The following is a 24,988-nucleotide window of genomic DNA, read 5'->3' as shown; positions in this document are numbered from 1 at the left end:
CGCCGATGCGATGACGACGCTCGATTGGCCTGCCTCGCCGCTCGGGCCGCGCGAGCTCTGGTCGCCGGCGCTCGCCACCACCGTCGAACTGCTGCTGCGCTCCGAGGCGGAGATCGTCCTGTTCTGGGGGCCCGAGTTCGTCGCGCTCTACAACGACGCCTATGCCCCGACGATCGGCGACAAGCACCCCCGCGCGCTCGGCCGTCCGGCCCGGGAAAACTGGGCCGAACTGTGGGACGACCTCCACCCGCTGCTCGCCGGCGTGCGCGAGACCGGCCGCACCTTCTCGGCCAAGGACCGCCGCTTCTACATCGAACGGCATGGCTACGGCGAGACCGTCTACTTCGACGTGTCCTATTCCGCCGTGCCCGAAATCGACGGCTCGGTCGGCGGGGTGCTGTGCGTCGTGTCGGAGACCACCGCGCGCGTGCTCGCCGCGCGCAGCGTCGCCGAAAGCGAGCGGCGCTTCCGCGCGCTGGTCAGCGCCACCACCGACATCGTCTACCGGATGAGCGCGGACTGGTCGGAAATGACCCAACTCGACGGCAAGGACATCCTGTCGGACGTGATCAGCCCGGCGGCCAGCTGGTCGCCGCGCTTCATCCCGTCCGAGGACCGCGCGCGGGTCGAAGCCGAAGTCGCCCGCGCGCTGGACACCCGCACGCCGTTCGAATGCGAGCACCGCGTCTATCTCAAGGGCGGCGAGCTGGGCTGGGTCCATTCGCGCGCGGTGCCGATCCTCGACGAGGACGGCGCGGTGACCGAATGGTTCGGCGCGGCGAGCGAGATTACCGAGCAGCGCCGCCAGCAGGAACGGTTGCAGGTCATGGTGCACGAGCTCGACCACCGGGTGAAGAACACGCTGGCGATGGTCCAGGCGATCGCGCTGCAGACCTTTCGCGAGCCGCTCGACCTCGCCGTCGCGCAGACGGTGTTCGCGCAGCGGCTCAAGGCGATTGCCGACGCCAATGCGCTGCTCACCGGCGAGAAGGGCGCGGGCGCTGCGCTGCGCCCCGCGATCGAGCAGGCGCTGCGGCCCCATTGTCCCGACCCGGCGCGGCTGCGGCTCGACGGGCCCGATGTCGCGATCACCCCCAAGACCGCGCTCGCGATCTCGCTCGCGCTGCACGAGCTTGCCACCAATGCGGTCAAGTACGGCGCCTGGTCGGGCGGGCAGGGCGTGGTCGAGCTGCACTGGCATACCGCACAAGGCGAAGGCGACATGTTCGACCTGATGCTCGACTGGATCGAGCTGGGCGGCCCGCGCGTCGCGCCGCCCACCCGCCGCGGCTTCGGCTCGAAGCTGATCGAGCGCGGCCTTGCCAGCGAGCTCGACGGCGCGGTGCGGCTGCGCTTCGAGCCGGGCGGGGTGCATTGCTCGATCCGCGCGCGCCTGCCCGCGGACGAGGTGGCGCGGCGGTGACCGCGCCCGGCCCGGTCGCCGCGCTGCGGGTGCTGGTGGTCGAGGACGACATGCTCGTCGCCTTCATGCTCGAGGACTACCTCGAACAGCTCCGCTGCACCCTCGCCGGGATCGAGATGCGGCTCGAGCCGGCGCTTGCCGCGGCGCAGGCCGGCGGCTTCGACTTCGCGCTGCTCGACATCAACCTCAACGGCGCGATGTCGTGGCCGGTGGCCGACGTGCTGGTCGCCGCCGGCATCCCCTTCGCCTTCGCCACCGGCTACCGCGCGACGGTGCTGCCCGAGCGCTTCGCCGGCCTCTCGGTGCTGGCCAAGCCGTTCGGCATCGACGAGCTGGCGGCGGTGCTCGGCGCGACGGGGCCGCTCTAGGCCGTGAACTCATAAACGGCGCCTTCGAGGCGTCAAAATGGCGAACAGCGCGGGCCAAGGCGCCCGCCGGGAGGGCTGGTTGCCCTTCCAAGGGCGGCTTGGTTCGCGATGGAAGCCATTTTGACGTCCCTTCGGGATTTGACCAGAAGGGCCATCTGCCGCGTCGGGAAGGCTTGAAATATCGACATATTCCTGCGCCTTCCCTCCTTGCACCTGGCCCTTCTGCCTCAAACCTCGAAGGCGCCGTTCATGAGTTCACGGCCTAGAACTTCGGCGCGCGCAGCGGCCGAGCCCAGCCGCTCAGGGTCAGGATCTCGAACGTCTCGACCAGCCGGCCGTCGACCGCGCGCGCGGCGAAGGCGGCGCGGGCGCGGTCGGCGGCGGCGCGCGACAGCGGCGCGCGGGCCTGGAGCACCGAGCAGAGCCCTTGCGCGCGCAGGTCGCCCACCAGCCTGTCGAGCGCGCGATAGCCGACGCGCAGCGTGCGGCTGTCGATCACCGGGTCGGCAAACCCCGCGCGCTGCAGCAATTGCCCGCCCGCGCGCACGTCGACCTGCGGGTGGAGCCGCGCCGCCGGGCGCTCGCGCTCGGCCTCGAGCAGGATCGCGCGCAAGGCGGGAAGGCTGCCCGCGCCGGGGAAGCTGATCGTCGCGAGGCCGCCCTCGCGCAGCGCGCGGCGCACATGGACCAGCGCGCCGGGCAGGTCGTTGACCGTGTCGAGCGTGCCGAGGCTGGCGATCAGGTCGAAGCCTTCGGCAAAGGGCAGGGGCTGTTCCTCGTCGATCGCGGCCGCGCTCGCCCACGGCGCGGGGTCGGCCTCGATCACCTCGCAGCCTTGCGCGCGCAAGCCTTGCGCGATCGCTCCGGTGAGGTCGCCAATGACCAGCGCGCGGGCCGGCGCGTGGCGCAGGAAGGCGAGCCGCTCGAGCACGTCCTCGGCCATGTCCTCGGCAAGGAAGCGGGGCGCGTCGGCGCGTTGCTGGAGCGCGTGCATCCGCGCGCGCACCGCCCGGCGGCGCGCGGGCGAGAAGATCGTCGGCGGCGCCGGCGGGGCAGGGGGGGACGCGGTGGAGGAGGGGGGCGAGCCGGAAGCCATCGCGCGCTGCCTGCCCGCTCGCGGCTTTCTTGCCAAGTGCAAAGCGGCGGCCGATGCTGCCCCGATGGCCAGACTCGCCACGCTCGAACCGGTGCTCGACATCCTGTTCCCGCCGCGCTGCCCGCTATGCGGCGCGGCGCTGGCGCAGCAGGGCGGCCTGTGCAGCGCGTGCTGGAGCGAGCTGGTCCATCCCACCGAGCCGTGCTGCAGCCGGTGCCAGCGGCCGCTCGCCGCAACGATCGCGGACAGCGCCGCGCAGGACGGGGCCGAGGACGGGGGCGAGGACGGGGGCGGGCCGGTCTGCGCGCCGTGCCTTGCCCGGCCGCCGCTCCACGACGGGATCTGCGCGGCGACGCTCTACACCGCGCCATCGCGCAAGCTGGTGCTGGCGTTCAAGCACGGCCGGCGGGTCGCGCTCGGGCGGCTGCTGGCGCGGATGATGGCGGCGCGCATCCCGCCGCTTGCGGGCGAATGGCTGGTCGTGCCGGTGCCGCTGCATCGCTGGCGGCTGTGGCAGCGCGGCTACAACCAGTCCGCGGTGCTCGCCGAGCACATCGCGCGGGCGCTGGGCCAGCCGCTGGTGGTCGACGCCTTGCAGCGCACCGTGCGCACGCCCTCGCTCGGCGGGCTCGATCGCGCCGCGCGCGCACAGGTCCTTGCCGGCGCGATCCGGGCGCACCCGGCGCGCGTGGCGCGGCTGGCGGGCGCGCGCGTGCTGCTGGTCGACGACGTGCTGACCAGCGGCGCAACCAGCGATGCCTGCATCCGCGCGCTGCGCCGGGCGGGGGTGGCGCAGGTGCGGATCGTCTGCTTTGCCCGCGTGCTCGAGCTGGGCATCGACGATCCGCGCGTCATGGTGCGGTGACTCGGGGCCAAGGAACCTTGCCCGGGAACAGCGCGGGGGCCTCGACCTGCTACGGCGAGGAGGGGGAGAGGCGCCAAGCGCGCCGCAACGAGAAACGCCCGGAACCGAAGTCCCGGGCGTCCTCGTGACGAAATCCTGGCGTCGCTTTCGCGCCGGGACGGTCCCCCCGAACCATCCGTCGCCATATCCCTCATTCGTCCGATGCCGGCCGCCCGGTGTCACCGCGGGATCGGCTGGAGCATCGGCCCCTCGTTCTTTCCCTGAACATTGGCGCCATCGCGCCGCCTTAGGGCGGTTCAGTCGCGGTTCCCTCAAACCGCAGGCTCTCCATCGACGATCCCGTGCGGGTGTGAAAGGCCGTTGTGAACGCGACATGGATTTTCGAGACCATCTGTGGTTATCCTGCAACAAACCATTACATGCGTGACGTAACTTTCCGAAAGGCTGTCCCATTTCCGCGACCCCTGCCGAACACTCTGCCGATACCGACCTGCGCGAACAGGGCGCGGTGTTCCTGCCGAAGTTCGATGCTGCCGGACTCGTCACCGCGGTGGCGGTCGACCATGCCAGCGGCGCGCTGTTGATGCTGGCGCACATGGATGCGCAAGCGATCGCGAAAACGCGCGAGACCGGCTTTGCCCACTTCCACTCGCGCTCGCGCGGGCGGCTGTGGATGAAGGGGGAGAGCAGCGGCCACGTGCTCAAGGTGATCGAGATCCGCGTCGATTGCGACCAGGACGCGCTCGAGCTGCGGGTCGAGCCGGCGGGCCCGGCCTGCCACACGCTCGCGCCCTCTTGCTTCTACCGCCGCATCGAAGCCGACGGCAGCCTCGCCCGGATCGCGGACGCCTGACGGCATTGACGCTTACGTAAAGGTTAGCTAGGTTGCGGCCATGTCGTCGCAGCCGCTCACCCAGTCCGTCCCCCAAAGCGCCGATCACACCGGCCACCTTGACCAGCCCGATGCGCTGGCGCGCGAGAACTTCACCATTTCCGATCTCTCCGCCGAGTTCGGGGTGACCGCGCGCGCGCTGCGCTTCTACGAGGACGAGGGGCTGATCTCGCCCACCCGCGTCGGGCTGTCGCGGATCTATTCCAAGCGCGACCGGGCGCGGCTCGCCTGGATCATGCGCGCGAAGAACGTCGGCTTCAGCCTGTCCGAAATCCGCGACATGATCGACCTCTACGACCTCGACGACGGCCGCGCAGAACAGCGCCGCGTGACCATCGCCAAGTGCCGCGAACGGATCGACATGCTGCAGAAGCAGCAGGCGGACATTGCCGCCACCATCGATGAACTCACCAGCTTCGTCGATCTGGTCGTCGCGCGCGAGCGCGCGGCCGGTCGCGACGTCGACTGACGAACCCCTTTTCAACAGCACAAAGGCACGCCCTCATGCCCGTTTACAAGGCGCCCACGCGCGATACCCGTTTCGTGCTCAACGAACTCGTCCGCCTCGAAGCCTATGCGAACCTGCCCGGCTTCGAAGGCGCCACCCGCGACATGACCGACGCGGTGATCGAGGAAGCCGGCCGCTTCACCTCCGAAGTGCTCGCGCCGCTCAACCAGGTCGGCGATCGCGAAGGCTGCACGCGCCATGCCGACGGCACCGTGACGACGCCCACCGGCTTCAAGCAGGCCTACGCGCAGTTCCGCGAAGCGGGCTGGGGCACGCTGACCGCGCCGCAGGAATTCGGCGGGCAGGGCCTGCCGCACGCGCTGGGCTTCGCCTTCGAAGAATACATGGGCGAGGCGAACCAGGCCTTCGCGATGTACCCTGGCCTGTCGGCCGGCGCGATCTCGGCGATCCTCGCCAAGGGGTCGGACGAACAGAAGGCCAAGTACCTGCCGCGCATGATCTCGGGCGAATGGACGGGCACGATGAACCTGACCGAGCCGCAGTGCGGCACCGACCTCGGCCTGATCCGCACCCGCGCCGAGCCGCAGGCCGATGGCTCCTATGCCGTCACCGGCACCAAGATCTTCATCTCGGCGGGCGACCACGATCTTGCCGACAACATCATCCACCTCGTGCTCGCCAAGACGCCGGGCGCGCCGGATTCGACCAAGGGCATCTCGCTGTTCATCGTGCCCAAGGTGCTGGTGAACGAGGACGGCTCGCTGGGCGAGCGCAACGCCGTGTCGGTCGGCTCGATCGAGCACAAGATGGGCATCCACGGCAACGCCACCTGCGTGATGAACTACGATGGCGCCAAGGGCTGGCTCGTGGGCGAGGAGAACAAGGGCCTCGCCGCGATGTTCATCATGATGAACGCGGCGCGCCTCGGCGTCGGCATCCAGGGCCTCGCCCAGGCCGAAGTCGCCTACCAGAACGCGGTCGCCTATGCCGGCGATCGCCGCCAGGGCCGCGCGCTGACCGGGCCCAAGGACCCCGCCGCCAAGGCCGATCCGCTGTTCGTCCACCCCGACGTGCGGCGGATGCTGATGGACGCCAAGACCTTCATCGAAGGCATGCGCGCGCTGTGCCTGTGGGGCGGCCTGCTGGTCGACCTTTCGCACAAGGCGGCGACCGAGGCCGAACGGCAGGAAGCCGACGACCTGATCGGCCTGCTCACCCCGGTGATCAAGGGCTACGGCACCGACATGGGCTACAAGGTCGCCACCGACATGCAGCAGGTCTGGGGCGGCCACGGCTACATCGTCGAAAACGGCATGGACCAGTTCGTGCGCGATGCCCGCATCGCGATGATCTACGAAGGCGCCAACGGCGTTCAGGCGATGGACCTTGCCGGGCGCAAGTTGGCGCTCAACGGCGGCCGCGCGATCCAGGCGTTCTTCAAGCTCGTCGACGACGAATGCGCGGAAAGCAGCGACAACGAGGCGGTCAAGCTGGTTGCCGAACGCCTTGCCAAGGTGAATGGCGAGCTGAAGGCATCGACCATGTGGTTCATGTCCAACGCGATGGCCAACCCCGACAACCTTGGTGCCGGAGCCTATGCCTACATGACGCTGCTGGGCATTGCCGCCACCGGCCTGATGTGGCTGCGCATGGCCAAGATCGCCGCGCGCGCCGACGGGGGCGAGGAGCCTTCGTTCTATGCCGCCAAGCTCGTCTGCGCAAAGCACTGGGCGCTGCGCTCGGCCCCGCACGCGGGCGCGCTGCGCCGCGAGATCGAGGCCGGGGCGGACACCATCATGGCGCTGCCGCCCGAAGCTTTCGTGGCCTGAGCGAATAGTCGTCCTTGACCAACTCTCTCCCGGCGGCTTAACCACGCGGTTAAGAAACGCCGGGAGAGAGTGATGACCAAGCGCAGCCCCAGGGAGCTGATCGAGCTTTACTGGACCGAGGTCTGGAACAACCGCAAGGTCGAGATGATCGCCGAGCTGTGCGCCGATCCGATCATCCGCCACGATCCCGGCAGCGTCACCGCGCTCAGCCTCGAAGACCAGATGGCGCGCGTGCGCCAGCAGTCCGAGCGCGCCGAGCCTTACTTCACCCACGAAGTGCTCTGCGCCGACGATACTTACGTCACGTCGGTGTGGAACATGCACACGCGCAAGGGCGAGCGGATCGACTTGTGCGGGATCGAGGTGTTCAAGGCGGTCGACGGCAAGTTCACCGACTGCTGGAATTCAAGCTACACCCCCGGCCGCTGGGGCGTCGAGGGCGACAGCTCGGTGCCGCAGGACCTGCCCGAACCGGCGCTGATCGCCACCGTCGACCAGATCACGCCGAACTGGATCCAGGCCATGCTGCAGCACGCGGGCGTTGCTTCGCCGCGTGTCAGCCTGCTCGCCAACAAGGCGATCGGCCATGGCAACATGTCGCAGACCATCCGCACCCAGATCACCTACAACGCCAACGCCGCCGACGCGGTGGGCGCGGTGGTATGCAAGATCACCTCGGCCATCCCGCAGGCGATCGAGATGGCGGGCGCGGCGCAAGTCTATGCCCGCGAATGCGCGGTCTACGAATTCCTTGGCGAAAACCCGCCGCTCGCCACTCCGCGCGCCTTCTGGCGCAAGGTCAGCGACGATGGGCGGGCGATCAACCTCGTGATGGAAGACTTGTCCGAACGGACCCGCGCGGGCGACCAGATTGCCGGCTGCTCGGTGGCCGAGGCCCATGCCGTGGCGGCCGAACTGTCGAAGCTCCACGCCGCGAGCTGGGGCGATCCGCGTCTCGAGGGTGCAACCTGGCTGCAGGATCGCGCGGGCGGGGCTGCCGAATCGGCGCAGGGCTATGCCGCCGCCGCCGCCGAATTCCGCAACCGCTTCACCGGCCGCCTTGCTCCCTCCGTGCTCGACGCGATCGACGGCTTCGTGCCCCGCATGGAGGCCGCGATCCGCACCGCGGCGCAAGGCGAAACCCTGGTTCACGGCGAACCGCGCGTCGACAACGTGATGTTCGAAGATACCGCGGACGGCCCGCGCGCCTGGCTGATCGACTGGCAATTCGCCACCAAGGCCAGCCCGATGCTCGATCTCGCCTACTTCCTTGCGGGATCGCTCTCCCCCGATGATCGCCGGCTTTGCGAAAACGCGCTGATCGAAGCGAGCGTGGCGACCGTTGGCAAGGTCGCGCCGGAATGGACGCTGGAACGCGCCCGCGCCGACTATGCCGCCGCGCTGCCCATCGCGCTGCAGTTCACGGTCGGCGCGATCATGGCCATGCCTTCCACCGAGCACAACGATCGCCTGCTGATGACGCTGGCGGAGCGCAACGTCGCCGCGCTGAAGGACTGGGGGCTGGTCTAACCCAGCACTTCATCGAGCAGCGACATCAGCGCCGCCCACGATTGGCGGTCGGCGCTGGCGTCGTAGCCGATCGCCGGCACCCCGCGCGCATCGCTGCCGGGATCGGTGAAACCGTGGCGGACGCCCGCATAGCTGTGGAAGTGCCACTTCGCCCCGACCGCGTCCATTTCCTCCCAGAAGGCAAGGACATGGTCGCGCGGGGCGAGCGGGTCGGCATCGCCGTGGCAGACGAGGATGCGCGGGCCGATCGCCTTGTCGGCCTTGCGGTCGGTGGTGAGGAGCCCGTGGAAGCTCGCCACCGCCACCAGATCCTGCCCGTCGCGCGCCGCTTCGAGCACCGCTTGGCCGCCCATGCAGTAGCCGATCGCGGCGAGCGGCAGGCCCGCCGCCGCCGGGTGCGCGCGCAGCGCAGCGATGCCGGCGGCAATCCGCGCGCGGTAGGCGCCAACGTCGGCCCGCAGCGCCGTCGATAGCGCCTGCGACGCGGGAAAGTCCGCCGGGGTCTCGCCGTAGAAGTCCGCGATCAGCGCGACGTAGCCGGCATCGGCCAGCATCTGCGCGCGCCGGTCCATCGGCGCGTTGCGGTTCATGATCGTGGGGAAGATCACGATGCCCGCGCGCGCCGCGCCCTGGGGCAGCGCGAGCCACCCGGTGAGCGCGACGTCGCCGTCGAGGTAGTCGACCTGCTGGAGCGCCATGCGGCTTACTCCGGCAGGAAGTCGGGCACCGACAGGTAGCGCTCGCCGGTGTCGTAGTTGAAGCCGAGCACGCGGCTGCCGGCGGGCAGTTCCTTCAGCTTCTGCGAAATCGCGGCGAGCGTCGCCCCCGAGCTGATGCCGACGAGCATCCCTTCGACCGAGGCCGAGCGGCGCGCCCATTCCTTGGCGTCGGCCGGATCGACCTGGATCGCCCCGTCGATCGACTGGGTGTGCAGGTTGCCGGGGATGAAGCCGGCGCCGATGCCCTGGATCGGGTGCGGCGCGGGCTGCCCGCCCGAGATCACCGGCGACAGCGTCGGCTCGACCGCCCAGGCCTTGAGGTCGGGCCAGACACCCTTGAGCACTTCGGCGCAACCGGTCAGGTGCCCGCCGGTGCCGACGCCGGTGATCAGCGCGTCGATCGGGGTGTCGGCGAAGTCCTTGAGGATTTCCTGCGCGGTGGTGCGGACGTGTACGGCGATGTTGGCGCCGTTTTCGAACTGCTGCGGCATCCATGCGCCCGGCGTCGTCTCGACGATCTCCTGTGCGCGGGCGATCGCGCCCTTCATGCCCTTTTCGCGCGGGGTCAGGTCGAAGCTCGCGCCATAGGCGAGCATCAGCCGGCGCCGCTCGAGCGACATCGATTCGGGCATGACCAGGACCAGCTTGTAGCCCTTGACCGCCGCGACCATGGCAAGGCCGATGCCGGTGTTGCCGCTGGTCGGCTCGACGATGGTGCCGCCGGGCTTGAGGCTGCCGTCGGCCTCGGCGGCCTCGATCATCGCAAGCGCGATCCGGTCCTTGATCGAGCCACCGGGATTGGTGCGCTCGCTCTTCACCCATACCTCGTGGTCGGGAAACAGGCGGGACAGGCGCACGTGCGGGGTGTTGCCGATGGTGGCGAGAACGGATTCCGCTTTCATGTCGCTATGCTCCCAAGGTGTTGAGCTGGAACTTCAGGTATACTTGGCGGCGAAGGTCCGGGCCCGGCGCAGTTCCGGGAACCAGATGGCCCAGGCCACGGTAACGACTATCGCACCCACGCCGCCGAATACAACCGCCCCGGTTGCGCCGAGCAGCGCGGCGGCCACGCCCGACTGCATTTCGCCCAGCTCGTTCGAGGCCGAGATGGCGAGGCCCGAGATCGACGAGACCCGCCCGCGCACCGCATCGGGGGTGTGGAGCTGGACCAGCGTGTTGCGGATGAACACCGAGACCATGTCGCTGGCGCCGATCAGCGCAAGGAACACCAGCGACAGCGCGAAGTTGCGCGACAGCGCGAAGGCCACCGTCGCTGCGCCGAACGCGATCACCGCAAGCAGCATCTTGGCGCCGACCTCGCGTTCGATCGGCCGCCTTGCCAGCACCGCGGCGACCAGCGCCGCGCCGAGCCCGGGCATCGCGCGCATGAAGCCGAGACCATAGGAGCCGACCGCATGGCCGTCGATCGTCAGGATGTCGCGCGCGAACACCGGCAGCAGCGCGGTCGCCCCGCCGAGCAGCACCGCGAACAGGTCGAGCGTGATGCACCCCAGCAGGAACCGCTCGTTCCACACGAACGAAAGTCCTTCGCGGATCTGGGTGATCGGGTGGATGTTGCGGGTGTCGGTCCTGGGCGGAAGCGGGCGGATGCCGAAGATGCGCACCGCGCCGAACCCGAGCAGCAGCGTCGAGACGGCGTAGGGAAGGGGCGCACTTGCCGCGAACAGCAGCCCCGCCACCGCCGGGCCGCCGAGCGAGCCGATCTGCCAGGCCATCGCGTTGATCGCGACGGCGCGCGGCAGCAGCGCCGGCGGCACGACATTGGGCGCGATCGACGACAGCGCCGGCCCCATGAACACCCGCGCCACGCCGTGCAGCGCGCCCAGCGTGAACAGCAACGGCAGCGTCAGCGCCTGGCCCAGCGTCGCCAGCGTCAGCGCCAGCGCGACGAGCATGTCGAGCAGCATCGAGCAGGTCACCACCAGCCGCCGGTCGAAGCGGTCGGCGACGACACCGGCAACCGGGGTCAGCAGGAACAGCGGCAGGAACTGGACGAGCCCGAGCAGGCCCAGCTGGAACGAGGCCTCGCCGATGCCCATGCCATAGCGCCCGCGCGCCACGTCGTAGAGCTGGTAGCCGAGAATCACGACCATGCCGGTGGTGGCAAAGGCCGAGGCGAGCCGCGCGGTCCAGAACCGGCGATAATCCGGGATCTGCAGCGGCGAGGTTGGCTGGGGCCGGTCGGAGTCGGGCAGGATGGGAGCGTCTGTCACCCTGCCCAAGTGGCAGCGCGCGGCGGCGTTGCCAAGCAACGAAAACTTGAGCGCGAGCAGGCGTGCCGGTTGGCGCGTCGCGCTTTGGACGCCCGCGCGCGCAAAACCATCCAGCGGCGAACCCGGACCTTTGCGCCTTGGGGAAACCATACGGACCTGCGCGACCGGCGCGGGCGCCATTGCCTGGCGCTGCGCGAAGGAGGGCGGTGAACGCTCTGGCGAGTGGCCGGCGGGGCGTTGCTTCCCGCACGGCTCGGCCTTCATCGGACGGGGGGCTCGTATCCCTTGCGACGGCTCGCGTGCCGCATCGGGTCCGTAGCGAGTCCCTAAGGATAAGTTCCGGGATAAGCAGGGCCGCACGAGGGGGCCAGGCCGGACCGGAACCGGACTTCATGGGAGCGCTGCCACGCGGCTGGACCGCCGCACCACATCCGCCCGTCCGTTGCACTGGCTGGGTGTGCCCTGAGGGACTTGGGGCTTTACGCCCTCGCTCGCCGTTTCCGTTTGAAGGGAACCGGCTTCCCGCAGCGCCGACCCGCGCCGGTCGCGTTGGGGCTTTGCCGCATGGGCGCAACCCCGAAGGAGCGAAGAGCAAGCCGGCCATGCCGCTCCCGGTCCGTGGGGTGGCGTATAACCTATATGGTTAGTCATGTCAAGATGGGTTGGGGAGGGTTGAGAGAGAAGAGTTGAGGGAGAAGAGAAGGGGCGAGGGGCAGGGCCCCTCGCGCTCCCGGGACGTCTTCCGGCTTTGGCCTTGCGGATGCGGCGCGGGGTGCGGGGGGCTTCGGGGGTTGTGCTGAAGGAAGGGCGGCCCTTCGACAGGCTCAGGGCTGCGGAGCGCGGACCTCTTTCCCGTCCATCCTGAGCTTGTCGAAGGATCGTTCTTTTCTTCTAGGGCTGGCGCGGGGCCGATACCCCTCCACCACCCTGCGGGTGGTCCCCCTCCCCTTGCAGGGGAGGATGGGGCGGCAGGCCTCTCTGCGTGAACTCTGCGAGCTCTGCGAGAACCTCTTTCCCACGCGACCCCTTTCACCTCCGACTCTTGTCCTTATTCCCCCATCCCGGCGAAGGTCTGCGACAGGTGCCAGGGGGCGAGTTCTTCGGCGAGCGCGTGGGCGCGGGGGTCGTCGACATCCATCCACCAGGCGTCGTCGATGTCCATCATCGCGGCGCGGCCACGGTCGGCAAGGACCTGCATGCCGTCGGACAGCGAGCCCGGCTTGCCCGCGGCGATGGCCTGGCGGATCGCCTCGGCGAGCTCGGGCGTGGCGAGGAAGGCGCCGCAATCGACCGCATCGTAGGGCGTGATGGTCTTGCCGATGGCGAGGATGCGTCCCTGCTCGTCCATGCGCACCCAGGTCGCGTCGTCGGGATCGACCAGCGGATTGTCGAGCCGGCGGTCGATCGCCAGCGTGACCCCGCGGTCGGGCGCGCCTTCGGCGAGCAGGCGGGCGAGGATGTCGGCCTCGAACATGTGGTCGGCCATCATCAGCAGGTAGTCGCCCTCGCAGCGCGTGGCCCCGGCCATGACCGAATGGCCGTTGGGCGTCGACCAGTCGGCAAGGCGCACCGGCACGATCTCCACGCCGAGGCGCACCGCCATTTCGGCGAGCGCCATTTCGACCAGTTCGGCGCGGTGGCCGGTGACGACGACGACGCGGGTGACGCCGGCGATCATTGCCTGGCGGATGCCGATCTCGATCAGCGGCACCCCGCAGACCGGAGTCAGCGGCTTGGAAGCGGAGATGTCGGCAAGGCGGCTGCCATAGCCGGCGGCAATGATCAGGGCGTCCATCGAAGCCTGTCCCTCAACGCGAAGCGGCGCCGGTCGGGAAACCGGCGCCGCCTGCGGGTTATGGTGTCGGGCGCGCCTTATTCGGCGGCCAGCGCGGTCTCGGCGATGTATTCCTCGACCATCTGCGCGGCGGTGTCGTCGTTGAACTGCTGCGGCGGGTGCTTGCAGAAGTAGGCCGACGGGCCGATCAGCGCGCCGCCCTCGCCGCGCTCGAGCGCGACCTTGCAGCAGCGGATCGCGTCCATCACGCAGGCCGCCGAATTCGGGCTGTCCTCGACCGAGAGGCGCAGTTCGAGGTTCATCGGCACGTTGCCCCACTGCGACCCTTCGAGGCGCAGGAAGCACAGCTTGTTGTCCTTCTGCCAGGGCACGTAGTCCGACGGGCCGACGTGGATGTTCTCGTCTTCCAGGCGCTGGGCGAGCATCGCCTGCACCGCCTCGGTCTTCGATTCCTTCTTGCTGCCCAGACGCTGGCGGTCGAGCATGTTCATGAAGTCGGTGTTGCCGCCGGTGTTGAGCTGGTAGGTCTTCTCGACCTGCACGCCGCGCGCGCCGAACAGGCTGGAGAGCACGCGGTGGACGATCGTCGCGCCGACCTGCGCCTTGATGTCGTCGCCGACGATCGGCACGCGCTTGGCGCGGAAGCGGGCTTCCCATTCCGGGGTCGAGGCGATGAACACCGGCATGCAGTTGACCACCGCGACGCCCGCTTCGAGCGCGCATTCCATGTAGAATTCGGTGGCGGTCTGAGAGCCGACCGGCAGGAAGTTCAGGAGCACTTCGGCGCCCGATTCCCTGAGCGCGGCGACGATGCCTTCCTGCGTGGCTTCGGGCTCGTCGGCGACGATGAAGCCGCGCTCGCCCATCCCGGTCATGTGGTCGGCGACGCCGTCGAGGATCTTGCCCATGATGACCTTGCCGCCGGTCGCGGGAACGTCGGCATGGAACACCGCGGTGCAGTTGGGTGCGGCGAAGATCGCTTCGGATATGTCCTTGCCGACCTTGCGCGCATCGACATCGACGCCGAGCACGAACTCGACGTCGCCGGCGCCGTAGCCGCCGATGCGATCGTGGATCAGGCCGTTGGTGGAGTTGTTGTTGCGATAGAAGTAGACGCCTTGGACGAGCGAGCTGGCGCAGTTGCCGACCCCGATCACCGCGACCTTAATTGGCTTCATGAACTCTTGTCCCTTCACGCAGGCGTCGCACCCCGCTGGGCCGCGCGCTGTCACTAAATTGCCTCAATCCGGAAATTGCAGGGGGATTGCAAGCAGATTTCAGGCTCGTCACGGTTCTGGCCGCTTCGCGCGCCGTCGGGCGTCGGCGCCAGCCATGCTGCAGACGCGAGAATAACCCGCAAAGGTGCAGGCCCGATCGCGGCCAAGCGGCGGAAATCGGCGACAGGCCCTGGCTCGCGCAGTGCGGCGGGCGGGGGTGCGGTGCGGAACGACAAGGACCGCCGGGCACCGCGCGGCGCGGCCCTGCCGGTGTCGACCGACCGTCAAGAATGCCCGCTGCGCCCGGTGCTCCGCCCCGTGCCGGTTCCGCCGGCGCGGCGAGGGCGGCGGCCGCGCCCTTGCGAAGCGGCGCGATGCGGCTATGCGCGCCCTTTGCAAAGCATCGCCGTGCGCCGATAAGGCCCTGCGCGGGCGATGGCGAGGACGGACCGGGACACGATGGACAGCGCAGGCGGGATCGGAGCGGCGAGCGGCGGAACCGGGCGGCCCACGGCGATCGAGCGGCCGCGGCGCCCGCGCGAGATGCAGGATGCGCTCAACCACTTTCTCTACCACCCGCTCGCCTGGCAGCTGGCGAAGCGGCTCGCCCGAACGCCGATCACCCCGAACATGGTGAGCGTGCTCGGCGGGCTCTGCGTGGTCGCCGCCGGCCTGTGCTACTGGGGGCAGAGCCGCCTGGGACCCTGGCCGGTCGGCGCGGTGCTGGGCATGGCGCTGCACATGACCTGGCACGTGGTCGATGGCGCCGACGGCGACCTTGCCCGGATCACCGGCAAGACGAGCCCGCTGGGCGAGCTGGTCGACGGGATCTGCGACTATGCCAGCCATATCGTGCTTTACGTGCTGCTGGCCTTCGTGCTGACCCGCGCGATCGGTCCGGGCTGGGCCTGGTTCTGGACGCTGGCGGCAGGCGCCAGCCACATCGTCCAGTCCAATTTCGTCGAGGTCCAGCGGCGGTTCTACCAGTACTGGACCTATGGCGTGCCTTGGCTCAACAACGCGACGAAGGACGACGGCGCGCTGTTCAAGGACAAGCGCGGGGTTTCGTGGATCCTGCGCGGTTTCGTGCTCGGCTACCTGCGGCTCGCCTCGGGGATGAGCCCGTGGGCGCTGCAGGTCGACGCGGCGGTGACCGCGGCGATGAAGGACGATGCAGGAACCGGGCCTGCCCGCCTCGCGCGGATCAGGGCCGAAGTGCAGAAGGAGCAACGCCCGCTGCTGCTGCTGCTCAAGTTCCTGGGGCCCAACCCGCGCGCGATCGTGCTCGGGCTGGCGATGATCGCCGGCAGCCCTCTGTACTACTTCCTCTACCAGACGATCGTGCTCAACCTGCTGCTGATGGTCGCGGTGCGGTTGCACAATGCCGCCGCGCGGCGCGTCGCGCTGCGGATCGGCGCCGCCTGAGCCGGGATCAGCGGCGGCGCATGGGTTCGGGCCCGTCGCGGGCGACCCCGGTCAGGCCGATCACCAGCACGCCGAGCGCCAGCGCCTCGACCAGCGCCCAGGCGAGCCAGGCCGAGTGGTTGTAGAGGAACACCCCGATCGCCGGGGTGACGATGTAGGCCGAGCCGTTGACCGCTGCGACGATGCCGGCCGATTGCCCTTGTTCGGCGCGGGTCACGGCAAGGCTGGCGCCCGAAGTGAAGCCGGGGCGGAACAGGCCGAAGCCCAGCGAGCAGATGGCAAAGCCGGTGGCGATGGTGTGCAGGTCGCGGCCCAGCGCCATCGGCACCACGCCCGCGCAGCACAGGCCCATGCCCCACAGCGTCGAGGTGCGGGGGCCCAGCGCCAGCGTCGGGATCAGGCCCCACTGCGCGAGCAGGGTGGCGACGGCGCCGCACATCAGCACGAGGCCGATCGAGCCCGCCGCGACGTCGGGCTGGTGGCGCAGGCCGAGCCGGTCGAGCAGCAGGAAGCCGATCAGGCCGAGCAGGATCGACTGCGCCTGACCGCCGAGCGTGCCGATCAGCAGCCAGGCGCGGATGCGCGGATCGCTCCAGCGCAGGCGGGTGGCATCGGTGTGCTGCGGCTCGGCCTCGGGGAGCGAATCGGGCGAGCCGTCGGGATCGTCGTCGACGCGGCGCGGGTTGGACGAGGGACTGAACGGCTCCTCCATGATCTCGCCGCGGCCCGCGTAGGACGGCGCATCGTCTGGCAGGCGCAGCCGCAGCAGCACGAGCACCGCGACCGCGAACAGCGCGAACAGCGCGAAGGGACCGACGAGGCCGAGGCCGGGAAGGATCAGCAGCGGCGCCACCGCCGGGCCGAGCACGGTGCCGAGGCCGAAGCTCGAGGACACGAGGCTGAGCGCCTTGGTCCGCTCCTCGCGGCTGGTGCGGCTCGCGACATAGGCCTGGACCGCGGGCGGCGCGGCCGAGCCGAAGCTGCCGTAGAGCGAGCGGGCGAGCGCGAACAGCAGGATCGTCGCGAGCCCGGAGAAGGCGCCGTGCAGCCCGAAATAGAGCACCGTGCCGCACAGCGCGAAGGACAGGGCGAAGGCGCCCATGCCCAGGCTCATCATCGCTTTGCGCCCGCGGCGGTCCGAGCGCCGCGCCCAGACCGGCGCGAGCACCATCCACAGCAGCGCCGACCACGAATAGGCAAGGCTGACCCAGACGTCGGCGATGCCGAGGTGTGCGCCGATCGAGGGCATGACCGACTGCATCGCGGTATTGCCGGCAGCGGTCGTGAGCATCACCGCGAAGAGCAGCGCCATGCGCCCCGTGGGCAACTGCTGGTGCGCGCCCGCCGGAAGATCGCGCGCCGCGTCGTGCGCAGGTCCGGCTGCCGGTGGAATTTCGCGCACGGCTCGATCTCTCCCGCTCGGGGCGCGCGGACCTTCGGGTCCGTCACGCCCGGTTCATTGCTTCTTCGTTAGGAGTCCCGCGCCGCGCTTGCAATGCGATGACAAATTTGCGACGCGCTCGTGTCTCGTCGAATTGAAGGGTGTTCCGCCACGATGACTTCCACGCAAGCTGCGCGTCCCCCCCTGTTGCACCGGGCGAAGCGCAAGGCGGAACAGATGCTCGGTCCCGCGGGCATCTTCTTCAAGGGCTTCATCAGGCATCCGGTGATGGTCGGCGCGATCGTGCCGTCGTCGCGACGCACGATCGAGCGCGTGCTCTCGCGCGTCGACTGGGACGAATGCCGCCTTTTCGTCGAATACGGCCCCGGCGTCGGCACGTTCTGCCGCCCGGTGCTGGAAAAGCTGCGCCGCGACGGCCGGCTGATCGTGATCGACACCAATCCCGACTTCATCGCCTACCTGTCCAGGACGATCGGCGACAGCCGCTTCGTCGCGGTCCACGGCTCGGCGGCGGACGTCGAGGAGATCGTCCGCGCGCACGGCTTCGAGCATGCCGACTACGTGCTTTCGGGCCTGCCCTTCTCGACCCTGCCCGAAGGCGTCGGCCCCGCGATCATGGCCGCGACGCACCGCGTGCTGCGCCCGGGCGGGGCGTTCCTCGTCTACCAGTACACCGCCCGCGCCCGTGCGCTGATGGGCAACTACTTCCGCCATATCGACAAGGGCTTCGAGCCGGTGAACGTGCCCCCTTGCGTGATCAGCTGGGGCTGGAAGGAGTAATCCTTCAGTCGAAGATCGGCGCGGGCGCCCGGTCGCGCCCGCCGAGCTGTTCGTGGATCGCGGCGAGGATCGCGACGAAATAGGTGTAGGCGGCCGAGGTCAGCAGGCCCGAGATCGCCTCGGCGATGACCCGCTGCGGCTCACCCCCGCTGACCAGCACCAGCACCACCCCGACGACCATCATGACGAGGCCGTAGACCACCAGGAAAAGCAGCCCGGCGAGGCCGACGAAGCCGAGCATGCGGCCGCTGTTGCCGCGCGTGAGGCGCAGGCTTTCGCGGATCGCGGCGAGCGGCGAGCGGCGGCCGCCGGTGGCGATGACCGGGCCGATCAGCATCGTGCGCATCACCGGCCAGAGCAGCGCGGCCATCGTCATCGCCACCGCCAGCGTCGCCGGGAGGATGGCGCCGAGCAGCCCGACGAGGAGCAGCACGAGCGGCGTCAGCGCCAGCGCAACGAGCAGCTGCGCCGCGAAATAGGACGGCAGCGCGCCGATGCTGCGGCGGATCGCTTCGCCGATCGTCGGGCGGCCGGGATCGAGCATGGCGACCAGCATCGTCAGCATCCCCGCCATCGGGATCAGCGAGAGCAGCACCAGCAGCGGCAGCGACGAAGCGTAGTAGGACTGCATCGCGTCCATCATCTGCGCCTGGGTCATGCCGCTCTGCACCTGCGGCGCGGGCACGAAGATCGCCGAGGCGAGGCCGGGCAGGAAGAAGAACACGCCGGCGATGGGAGCCAGCACCTCGCGGTTGGCCGCCACCATGCGCGTGGCGCTGGACCATGCGGCGCTGCTGTCGAGGGTGGTCACGGGTCGTCTGGATCCTTCGCTTCGATCCGTCCCTAGCAGGCTCGATCGCGCTGCGCACCCCCTTGCACTTTGTCGTGCGAGGCACCATCGCAGCCGGCATGGACATGTTGCGGGACATCGAGATCCGGCGCGAAGCGCGCGCCGTGCCCTATCGCGAGGCGCTCGATGCGATGACGCAGCGCAATGCCGCGATCGCCGAGGGCCGCGCGGAGGAGCTGATCTGGCTGCTCGAGCATCCGCCGGTCTATACGGCGGGCACGAGCGCCGCGGCCGCCGAGCTGCTCGACCCGCGCTTCGAGGTGGTCGAGGCCGGGCGGGGCGGGCGCTATACCTACCATGGCCCCGGCCAGCGTGTCGGCTATGTCCTGATCGACCTGCGCAAGCGCGCGCGCGACGTGCGCGGCTTCGTCCATGCGCTCGAGGGCTGGGTGATCGACACGCTCGGCGACTTCGGCGTCGAGAGCTGGCGCGCCGAGGGCCGGATCGGCATCTGGACGAAGGGGCGCGACGGGCGCGAGGCCAAGATCGGCGCGATCGGCGTGCGCATCCGCCGCTGGGTGACGATGCACGGCTTTTCGGTCAACCTTTCGCCCGACCTTGCGCACTTCGGCGGCATCGTTCCCTGCGGGATCGAGGAATTCGGCGTGACCAGCCTCGCCGACCTCGGCCTGTCGGTTGCGCCCGAGGCATTCGATGCGGCATTGCTGGCGCGCGCCGGGGCCTTCCTCGACAAGCTCGACGTCGCCTGCCCGCCGCCATGATCACAGGAAACCGCGCGATGCCCATTGCCAAGACCACCCGCCTGGTTGTCCTCGCCCCGCTGGCGGCGCTCGCGCTTGCCGGCTGCGGAAAGCAGGACGCGGACAAGGGTGCGCCCGCGGCGGGCGGCGAGGTGCTGCCGGGCACGGTCAGCGATGCGATGATCGACCTCGACACATCGACCGCGCAACCGCCGCTCCAGCCGGTCGCGCCGAGCGGCGCGGCAAGGGCTGCGCGCGCGCCCGACGATGCGGCCAGCGGCGCGGCCGAAGACCAGCCCGCGGCCGAAGCCGGGGTGGGGGTCGGGGAAAAGGCCGCCGCGCCGGCCGCTGCGGCGCCAACTGCGCCGGCAGCGCCCACGCCCTGACGCGGTTCAGGCGATCCCGAGCAGCGCCTTCGCCTGCTTGAGGTGGGGCTGGTCGATCATCCGGCCATCGAGCTGCAGGGTTCCGGCATCGGGCGCGGCGGCGAAGGCCGCGACGATCGCCTGCGCTTCGGCGAGCTCGGCCTCGCTCGGCGCGAAGGCGGCGTTGATCACCGGCACTTGCGCGGGATGGATCGCCAGCATGCCGGCGAACCCGTCGCCCTTGGCCGCGAGCGCGGCGCGGCGCAGGCCGTCCTCGTCGCGGAAATCGGCATGGAGGGTGTCGATCGCCCAGACGCCCGCGGCATGGGCGACGAGCAGCGTCTGCGCGCGGACGTAACGGAAGGCGTCGGTCCACAGCCCGTTCTCGTCGCGCTTGCGCGCGGCGCCGAGTTCGGCGCCGAGGTCCTCGGCGCCCCAGGTGAGGCCCGCCAGCCGCGGCATCGGCGCCTCGGCATAGGCGGCGATGGTCAAGGCGGCGCGCGGGGTCTCGCTGACCAGCGGCAGGATCCTGGTTTGGCCGTTGGGGATGCCGTGGCGCTGTTCGAGTTCGTAGATCTCGGCGGCGATCATCCGCACCTGGTCGGGGCCCTGCGCCTTGGGCACCATGATCCCTTCGGGCGCGCCTGGCATCACCGCGGCGAGATCGTCGCGCCACAGCCCTGTGTCGACCGCATTGATGCGCACCCAGTGGACCTGCTTGCGCAAGGTGACCTGGCGCTTGTGCGCTTCGAGCCATTCTCCCGTGACGCGGCGCGCCTCGGCCTTGGCCGAAGGCGCGACCGCGTCTTCAAGATCGACGATCAGCGCGTGCGCACCGGTTTCCGGACCCTTGGCCAGCTTCTTCTCGCTGTCGCCCGGCACGAACAGCCAGGACCGTGGAATGCGCACGTGCAAATCTCCCTGCCGGACCGATCAGGCGACCGCGCCGGCGGCTTCCTGTTCGAGCGTCGGGTAGTCGGTATAGCCTTCCTCGCTCGGATAGTACCATGTCTTGGGCGCGCCCCGGTTGGGAGCGAGCGGCGCGCCCTTGCGGATGCGCGTGGCGAGGTCGGGATTGGACAGGTAGAGCCGGCCCCAGCTGACCGCATCGCAACGGCCTGAGGCGACGTCCTGCGCGGCGTCTTCGGCGGTGTAGTCGCTGTTGAGGACCAGCGGACCCTTGTAGATCGCGCGGATGACGGCGTCCTGCTTGGGCACGGTGGTCGAACCGTAGGTGCCGTCGGGCCCCGGCTGACGCAGTTCGAGGAACGCGGCGCCCGCGTCCTGCACCACTTGCGCCGCGTGCGCGAACAGCGTCGCCGGATCGGGATCGTCGGCGCCCTGGCTGTCGCCGTTGGGCGAGAGGCGCACCGAGACGTGCGGCGCATCCCAGGCCGAGACGATGCCCTCGAGCACTTCGCGCAGCAGCCGCACGCGGTTTTCGGCGGAGCCGCCGTAGTCGTCATCGCGCAGGTTGGTGCTCGAGCGCAGGAACTGGTCGATCAGGTAGCCATTGGCGGCGTGGAGCTGCACCCCGTCGAAACCGGCTTCGCGCGCGTTGCGGGTGGCGAGCGCATAGTCCTCGACGATCCGCGGCATTTCGTCGATGCGCAGCGGGCGCGCGGTCTCGTAGGGGAAGCGCCCGGCGGGGGTGTGCGCCTTGCCTTCCTCGAGCCGGGTGGCCGAGGCCGAGACCGGGGGTTCGCCGCCGAGGAACCAGGGGTGGACGATGCGGCCCATGTGCCAGAGCTGGCAGACGATGCGCCCGCCGGCCTTGTGCACCGCCTCGGTGATCGGCTTCCAGCCTTCGACCTGCGCCTTGCTCCAGATTCCCGGCGCGCGCGCGGTGCCGAGCCCTTCCTGGCTGATCCCGGTGGCCTCGCTGATGATCAGCCCGGCATCGGCGCGCTGCGCGTAATAGGTCGCCATGATCGCGCTGGGTACGAAGTCGTCCTGCGCGCGGGTGCGGGTGCAGGGGGCCATGAGAACGCGGTTGGGCGCGGCGATGGCGCCGAGCTGGATCGGCTGGAACAGGGAATCGTGCATGGACAAGACCTTTGCAGGATGAAATGACGGTTGCAGGACACGAGACTTCCCGTTTCCTTTTGCAACCTGTCTAGCGGGAACACCGTCCCCCATGTCAACCCTCAGCACGCGCCAGAGCGCCGCGACGGCGTCCCCCGACCAACCCACCGCCCGCCATTTTGCGGCGCTGCTCGCCGGCAACGTCGCGCTGGCGCTGGGCCCGTGGTCGGTGCGCCTTGCCGATACGGGGCCGGTCGCGTCGGGCTTCTGGCGGCTTGCCCTGGCGCTGCCGCTGCTTGCATTGCTGGCGAACCGCAACCGCCAGCCGCTCTCGGGCATGGGCCGCGGCGCGTGGGCTGCGGTGGCCGCCGCCGGCGTGCTGTTCGCCGCCGACCTCGCCAGCTGGCACATCGGCATTGCGCGGACGCGGCTCGGCAACGCCTCGCTGTTCGGCAATTCGGGCAGCCTGATCCTGATGGCCTGGGGGGTGATCGCCGCGCGCCGGGCGCCGCGCGGAATGGAAGTGCTGGCGATCCTGGCGGCGCTGGCGGGCTCGGCGATCCTGCTCGGCCGCTCGCTCGAGATCGACCACGCGACGCTGGTCGGCGACCTCTTCTGCATTCTCGCCGGCCTGTTCTACACCTTCTACATCCTGCTGCTGCAACGCGGGCGCGCCCGCTTCGGCAGCTGGGCGCTGCTGTTCCATTCGAGCCTGACCGGAGCGCCGGTGCTGCTCGCCATCGCGCTGGCGCTGGGCGAGACGATCCTGCCGCACAACTGGTGGCCGCTGATCGCGCTGACGCTGGGCAGCCAGGTCGTCGGGCAGGGGCTGCTGGTCTATGCCCTGCGCCATTTCCCGCCGCTGGTGATCGGGCTGACGCTGCTGACCCAGCCGGCGGTTTCGGTGCTCGCCGGCTGGTTCGCGTTCGGCGAGACGCTGGGCGCGCTCGACGGCTTCGGGATGGTGCTGGTGGCGGCCGCGCTGTTCCTCGCGCGGCTGGGCGAGGCGCCGCCGAAAGCGGACTAGCCCGCCTGGGGTGCGGCTGGTAGCAGGTGCAACCAGTCTGGTTGCCGGAGAGCCATGCCGATGAAGTCTGCCGTTTCCGCCGCCGCGCTCGTCGCGCTTGCCGTTCCTGCCCTGGTCGCTCCTGCCCTGCCCGTTCCCGCACTGGCGCAGACCCACCCGACCCATGCAGCGATGGCGCAAAGCGCGGATGACGCCGCGTTCCGCGCGCTCGCCGACCGCACCATCGAGACGCTGGTCCGGCTCGAGCCGGTGACCGCGACCGCGCTGGGCGACCATCGCTACGACGATCGCCTGTCCGACATCAGCGCGCAGGGCCGGGCGGCTGCGACCGCGCAATGGCGCACGCTGCTCGCCGCGGCGCGGGCAAGCGACCCGGCGAAGTTGTCGCGCGACAACCAGCTCGACCGGCTGCTGCTGATCAACGATCTCGAATACCGGCTGTGGCGGCTGGAAACGCTGCAGAGCTGGGCGTGGAATGCGCAAGGTTACAACGAGGAGGCGGCCAATGCGCTCTACACGCTCGCCGCGCGCGATTTCGCGCCATGGCCGCAGCGGCTCGCCTCGGCCGCCGCGCGGATGGAGGCGCTGCCCGCCTATCTCGCCGAGAGCCGCCGCCAGCTCCAGCTCGCGCGCGTGCCCAAGGTCTATGCGGAAACGGTCTCGAAGCAGAACGCCGGCATCGTCGAGGTCGCCGAGACGATGCTCGCTCCCCATGCCGGCGAGCTCGACCCGGTTGCCCGCGCGCGCTTCGACAGGGCGCTCGCCGGGGTGAAGGCGGCGGTGGCCGAGCAGCAGACCTGGCTCGACACCGTACTGGTGCCGCAGGCCAACGGCGACTTCCGGCTGGGCGCCGCGCTCTACGACCGGCAGATGGCGTTCGAGCTGCAGTCGACGATGACCCGGCCCGAGCTCAAGGCCAAGGCCGAGAAGGCCAAGGCCGACATCCGCGCCGAGATGTATGCGCTGGCGCGGCAGGTGCTCAAGGACCGGACGCTGCCGGCCGCGCCGACGGCCGAGCAGCAGCAGGCGGCGATCGAGGCCGCGCTGCAGCTGAGCTATGCCCAGCGCCCGCCGCGCGACGGGCTCGAGCAGGCGAGCCGCGACGCGCTGGCGCAGGCCACCGCGTTCGTGAAGGAGAAGGGCTTCGTCGGGATGCCCGACGGGCCGGTGAGGATCGTGACGATGCCCAAGTTCCGCCAGGGCAACGCGGTCGCCTACGACGATGCGCCGGGGCCGCTCGAGCGCGACGGCGCCAACTTCTTCGCGGTCTCGCCGATCCCCGACGACTGGACCGACGCGCAGGCGACCTCGTTCCTGTCGGAATACAACCGCTACATGATCCACGAGCTGGCGATCCACGAGGCGATGCCGGGACACTACCTGCAGCTCGATCACGCGATCAAGGATCCGTCGGTGCTGCGTGCCGTGCTCGGCTCCGGCCCGTTCGTCGAGGGTTGGGCGGTCTATGCCGAAGGGCTGATGAAGGAGCAGGGCTACCTGGGCGGCGACCCGTTGTTCCAGCTGACCGTGCTCAAGATGCGGCTGCGCTCGGTGACCAACACGCTGCTCGACATCGGCATCCACACCGAGGGCATGACCCGCGACCAGGCCATGGACCTGATGATGAAGGGCGCCTTCCAGCAGGAGCGCGAGGCGGCAGGCAAGTGGGTGCGCGCCAACCTCTCGTCGGTCCAGCTGCTCAGCTACTTCACCGGCTACGAGGAGCACCGCGCGCTGCGCGAGGAGGCGATGGCCCGCTTCGGCGACAAGTTCGACCTGCGCGCCTACAACGACGCCGTGCTGGGCCACGGCATGCCGCCAGTGAAGTACGTGCGCCAGCTGATGTTCGGCCTGCCGATCGAGTAGGCCGGAGTCATATTTCGTTAATATGAATTTTCTGTAGGCATCCGGAAACACACGGTTATACCTGTCCTCTGGTTACAGTTGAAATGAGTCTCCGGTCGCTTCCGGGCATT

23 protein-coding genes are annotated in these 24,988 nt (G+C 69.8%); 13 read left to right on the top strand and 10 right to left on the bottom strand.

All coding sequences use genetic code 11. The features are described 5' to 3' along the window. The first annotated feature begins 10 nt into the window (after nt 1-10). Entirely contained in the window at nt 11-1,423 is a 1,413-nt protein-coding gene (locus K3A85_RS14045) for a sensor histidine kinase (protein WP_225207137.1), read from the top strand. Continuing rightward, nucleotides 1,420-1,791 carry a response regulator gene (locus K3A85_RS14040; RefSeq protein WP_225207136.1) on the top strand — a complete coding sequence of 124 codons (372 nt, stop codon included), beginning with the start codon at nt 1,420-1,422 and terminating at the stop codon, nt 1,789-1,791. The genes K3A85_RS14045 and K3A85_RS14040 overlap by 4 nt, the downstream gene beginning before the upstream one ends. A 262-nt stretch (nt 1,792-2,053) precedes the next feature. Here the strand turns inward: K3A85_RS14040 and K3A85_RS14035 are convergent, their stop codons facing one another. Further along, complete coding sequence (locus tag K3A85_RS14035; protein WP_225207135.1) at nt 2,054-2,887, bottom strand: class I SAM-dependent methyltransferase; 834 nt, start codon at nt 2,885-2,887, stop codon at nt 2,054-2,056. Nucleotides 2,888-2,951: 64 nt separating this feature from the next. On the opposite strand from K3A85_RS14035, the gene K3A85_RS14030 reads away from it, so the two are divergent. From K3A85_RS14030 to K3A85_RS14010, 5 genes are all read left to right on the top strand, one after another. Further along, the gene (locus K3A85_RS14030; RefSeq protein WP_225207134.1) at nt 2,952-3,752 is read left to right on the top strand and encodes a ComF family protein; all 801 of its coding nucleotides are present in this window, start codon (nt 2,952-2,954) and stop codon (nt 3,750-3,752) included. A gap of 508 nt (nt 3,753-4,260) precedes the next feature. Next, entirely contained in the window at nt 4,261-4,605 is a 345-nt protein-coding gene (gene hisI / locus K3A85_RS14025) for a phosphoribosyl-AMP cyclohydrolase (RefSeq protein WP_318248090.1), read from the top strand. A 40-nt stretch (nt 4,606-4,645) separates the two neighbouring features. Further along, entirely contained in the window at nt 4,646-5,113 is a 468-nt protein-coding gene (locus K3A85_RS14020) for a MerR family transcriptional regulator (protein WP_225207133.1), read from the top strand. Nucleotides 5,114-5,148: 35 nt separating this feature from the next. Continuing rightward, a complete protein-coding gene (locus tag K3A85_RS14015) occupies nt 5,149-6,942 on the top strand; it encodes an acyl-CoA dehydrogenase C-terminal domain-containing protein (protein WP_225207132.1) in 1,794 nt (597 codons plus the stop codon). A gap of 72 nt (nt 6,943-7,014) precedes the next feature. Continuing rightward, on the top strand, nt 7,015-8,472 hold the full coding sequence (locus tag K3A85_RS14010; protein WP_225207131.1) for a phosphotransferase: 1,458 nt from the start codon (nt 7,015-7,017) through the stop codon (nt 8,470-8,472). Here the strand turns inward: K3A85_RS14010 and K3A85_RS14005 are convergent. The 5 genes from K3A85_RS14005 to K3A85_RS13985 all read right to left on the bottom strand — a co-directional run bounded on the left by K3A85_RS14005 (nt 8,469) and on the right by K3A85_RS13985 (nt 14,398). Further along, a complete protein-coding gene (locus K3A85_RS14005) occupies nt 8,469-9,170 on the bottom strand; it encodes a dienelactone hydrolase family protein (protein WP_225207130.1) in 702 nt (233 codons plus the stop codon). The genes K3A85_RS14010 and K3A85_RS14005 overlap by 4 nt on opposite strands. Nucleotides 9,171-9,175: 5 nt before the next feature. Continuing rightward, on the bottom strand, nt 9,176-10,093 hold the full coding sequence (gene cysK, locus K3A85_RS14000; RefSeq protein WP_225207129.1) for a cysteine synthase A: 918 nt from the start codon (nt 10,091-10,093) through the stop codon (nt 9,176-9,178). Between the two features lie 33 nt (nt 10,094-10,126). After that, the gene (locus tag K3A85_RS13995) at nt 10,127-11,425 is read right to left on the bottom strand and encodes an MFS transporter (protein WP_225207128.1); all 1,299 of its coding nucleotides are present in this window, start codon (nt 11,423-11,425) and stop codon (nt 10,127-10,129) included. A gap of 1,048 nt (nt 11,426-12,473) precedes the next feature. Continuing rightward, nucleotides 12,474-13,220 carry a phosphocholine cytidylyltransferase family protein gene (locus K3A85_RS13990; protein WP_225207127.1) on the bottom strand — a complete coding sequence of 249 codons (747 nt, stop codon included), beginning with the start codon at nt 13,218-13,220 and terminating at the stop codon, nt 12,474-12,476. A gap of 77 nt (nt 13,221-13,297) precedes the next feature. After that, nucleotides 13,298-14,398: an inositol-3-phosphate synthase gene (locus K3A85_RS13985; RefSeq protein ID WP_225207126.1), complete on the bottom strand. Its 1,101-nt coding sequence runs from the start codon at nt 14,396-14,398 to the stop codon at nt 13,298-13,300. A gap of 498 nt (nt 14,399-14,896) precedes the next feature. On the opposite strand from K3A85_RS13985, the gene K3A85_RS13980 reads away from it, so the two are divergent. Further along, nucleotides 14,897-15,862 (top strand): CDP-alcohol phosphatidyltransferase family protein, encoded by a 966-nt coding sequence (locus K3A85_RS13980; protein ID WP_225207125.1) that lies wholly within the window; start codon nt 14,897-14,899, stop codon nt 15,860-15,862. Between the two features lie 7 nt (nt 15,863-15,869). Here K3A85_RS13980 and K3A85_RS13975 read toward each other — a convergent pair whose 3' ends face one another. Continuing rightward, a complete protein-coding gene (locus tag K3A85_RS13975; RefSeq protein WP_225207368.1) occupies nt 15,870-17,174 on the bottom strand; it encodes an MFS transporter in 1,305 nt (434 codons plus the stop codon). A gap of 243 nt (nt 17,175-17,417) precedes the next feature. Between K3A85_RS13975 and K3A85_RS13970 the strand changes: the two genes are divergently transcribed. Next, nucleotides 17,418-18,044, top strand: coding sequence for a class I SAM-dependent methyltransferase (locus tag K3A85_RS13970; RefSeq protein ID WP_225207124.1), 627 nt, complete (start codon nt 17,418-17,420; stop codon nt 18,042-18,044). Nucleotides 18,045-18,048: 4 nt separating this feature from the next. Here the strand turns inward: K3A85_RS13970 and K3A85_RS13965 are convergent, their stop codons facing one another. Continuing rightward, nucleotides 18,049-18,855, bottom strand: coding sequence for a hypothetical protein (locus K3A85_RS13965; protein ID WP_225207123.1), 807 nt, complete (start codon nt 18,853-18,855; stop codon nt 18,049-18,051). A 98-nt stretch (nt 18,856-18,953) separates the two neighbouring features. Here K3A85_RS13965 and lipB point away from each other — a divergent pair, with 98 nt between their 5' ends. Next, entirely contained in the window at nt 18,954-19,616 is a 663-nt protein-coding gene (lipB, locus tag K3A85_RS13960) for a lipoyl(octanoyl) transferase LipB (protein WP_225207122.1), read from the top strand. A gap of 17 nt (nt 19,617-19,633) precedes the next feature. Continuing rightward, the gene (locus K3A85_RS13955) at nt 19,634-19,981 is read left to right on the top strand and encodes a hypothetical protein (protein ID WP_225207121.1); all 348 of its coding nucleotides are present in this window, start codon (nt 19,634-19,636) and stop codon (nt 19,979-19,981) included. Nucleotides 19,982-19,987: 6 nt separating this feature from the next. Here the strand turns inward: K3A85_RS13955 and K3A85_RS13950 are convergent, their stop codons facing one another. After that, nucleotides 19,988-20,869 carry an HpcH/HpaI aldolase/citrate lyase family protein gene (locus K3A85_RS13950; RefSeq protein WP_225207120.1) on the bottom strand — a complete coding sequence of 294 codons (882 nt, stop codon included), beginning with the start codon at nt 20,867-20,869 and terminating at the stop codon, nt 19,988-19,990. 24 nt (nt 20,870-20,893) lie between these two features. Next, nucleotides 20,894-22,006 (bottom strand): alkene reductase, encoded by a 1,113-nt coding sequence (locus K3A85_RS13945; RefSeq protein ID WP_225207119.1) that lies wholly within the window; start codon nt 22,004-22,006, stop codon nt 20,894-20,896. A gap of 91 nt (nt 22,007-22,097) precedes the next feature. On the opposite strand from K3A85_RS13945, the gene K3A85_RS13940 reads away from it, so the two are divergent. Further along, nucleotides 22,098-23,012 carry a DMT family transporter gene (locus K3A85_RS13940; protein WP_225207118.1) on the top strand — a complete coding sequence of 305 codons (915 nt, stop codon included), beginning with the start codon at nt 22,098-22,100 and terminating at the stop codon, nt 23,010-23,012. 60 nt (nt 23,013-23,072) lie between these two features. Next, nucleotides 23,073-24,878: a DUF885 domain-containing protein gene (locus K3A85_RS13935; protein ID WP_225207117.1), complete on the top strand. Its 1,806-nt coding sequence runs from the start codon at nt 23,073-23,075 to the stop codon at nt 24,876-24,878. Nucleotides 24,879-24,988 lie beyond the last annotated feature (110 nt).

It is taken from the genome of Novosphingobium huizhouense, from assembly GCF_020179475.1.
Lineage (GTDB): Bacteria > Pseudomonadota > Alphaproteobacteria > Sphingomonadales > Sphingomonadaceae > Novosphingobium > Novosphingobium huizhouense.
This window is presented reverse-complemented; position numbering and strand designations above follow the sequence as displayed.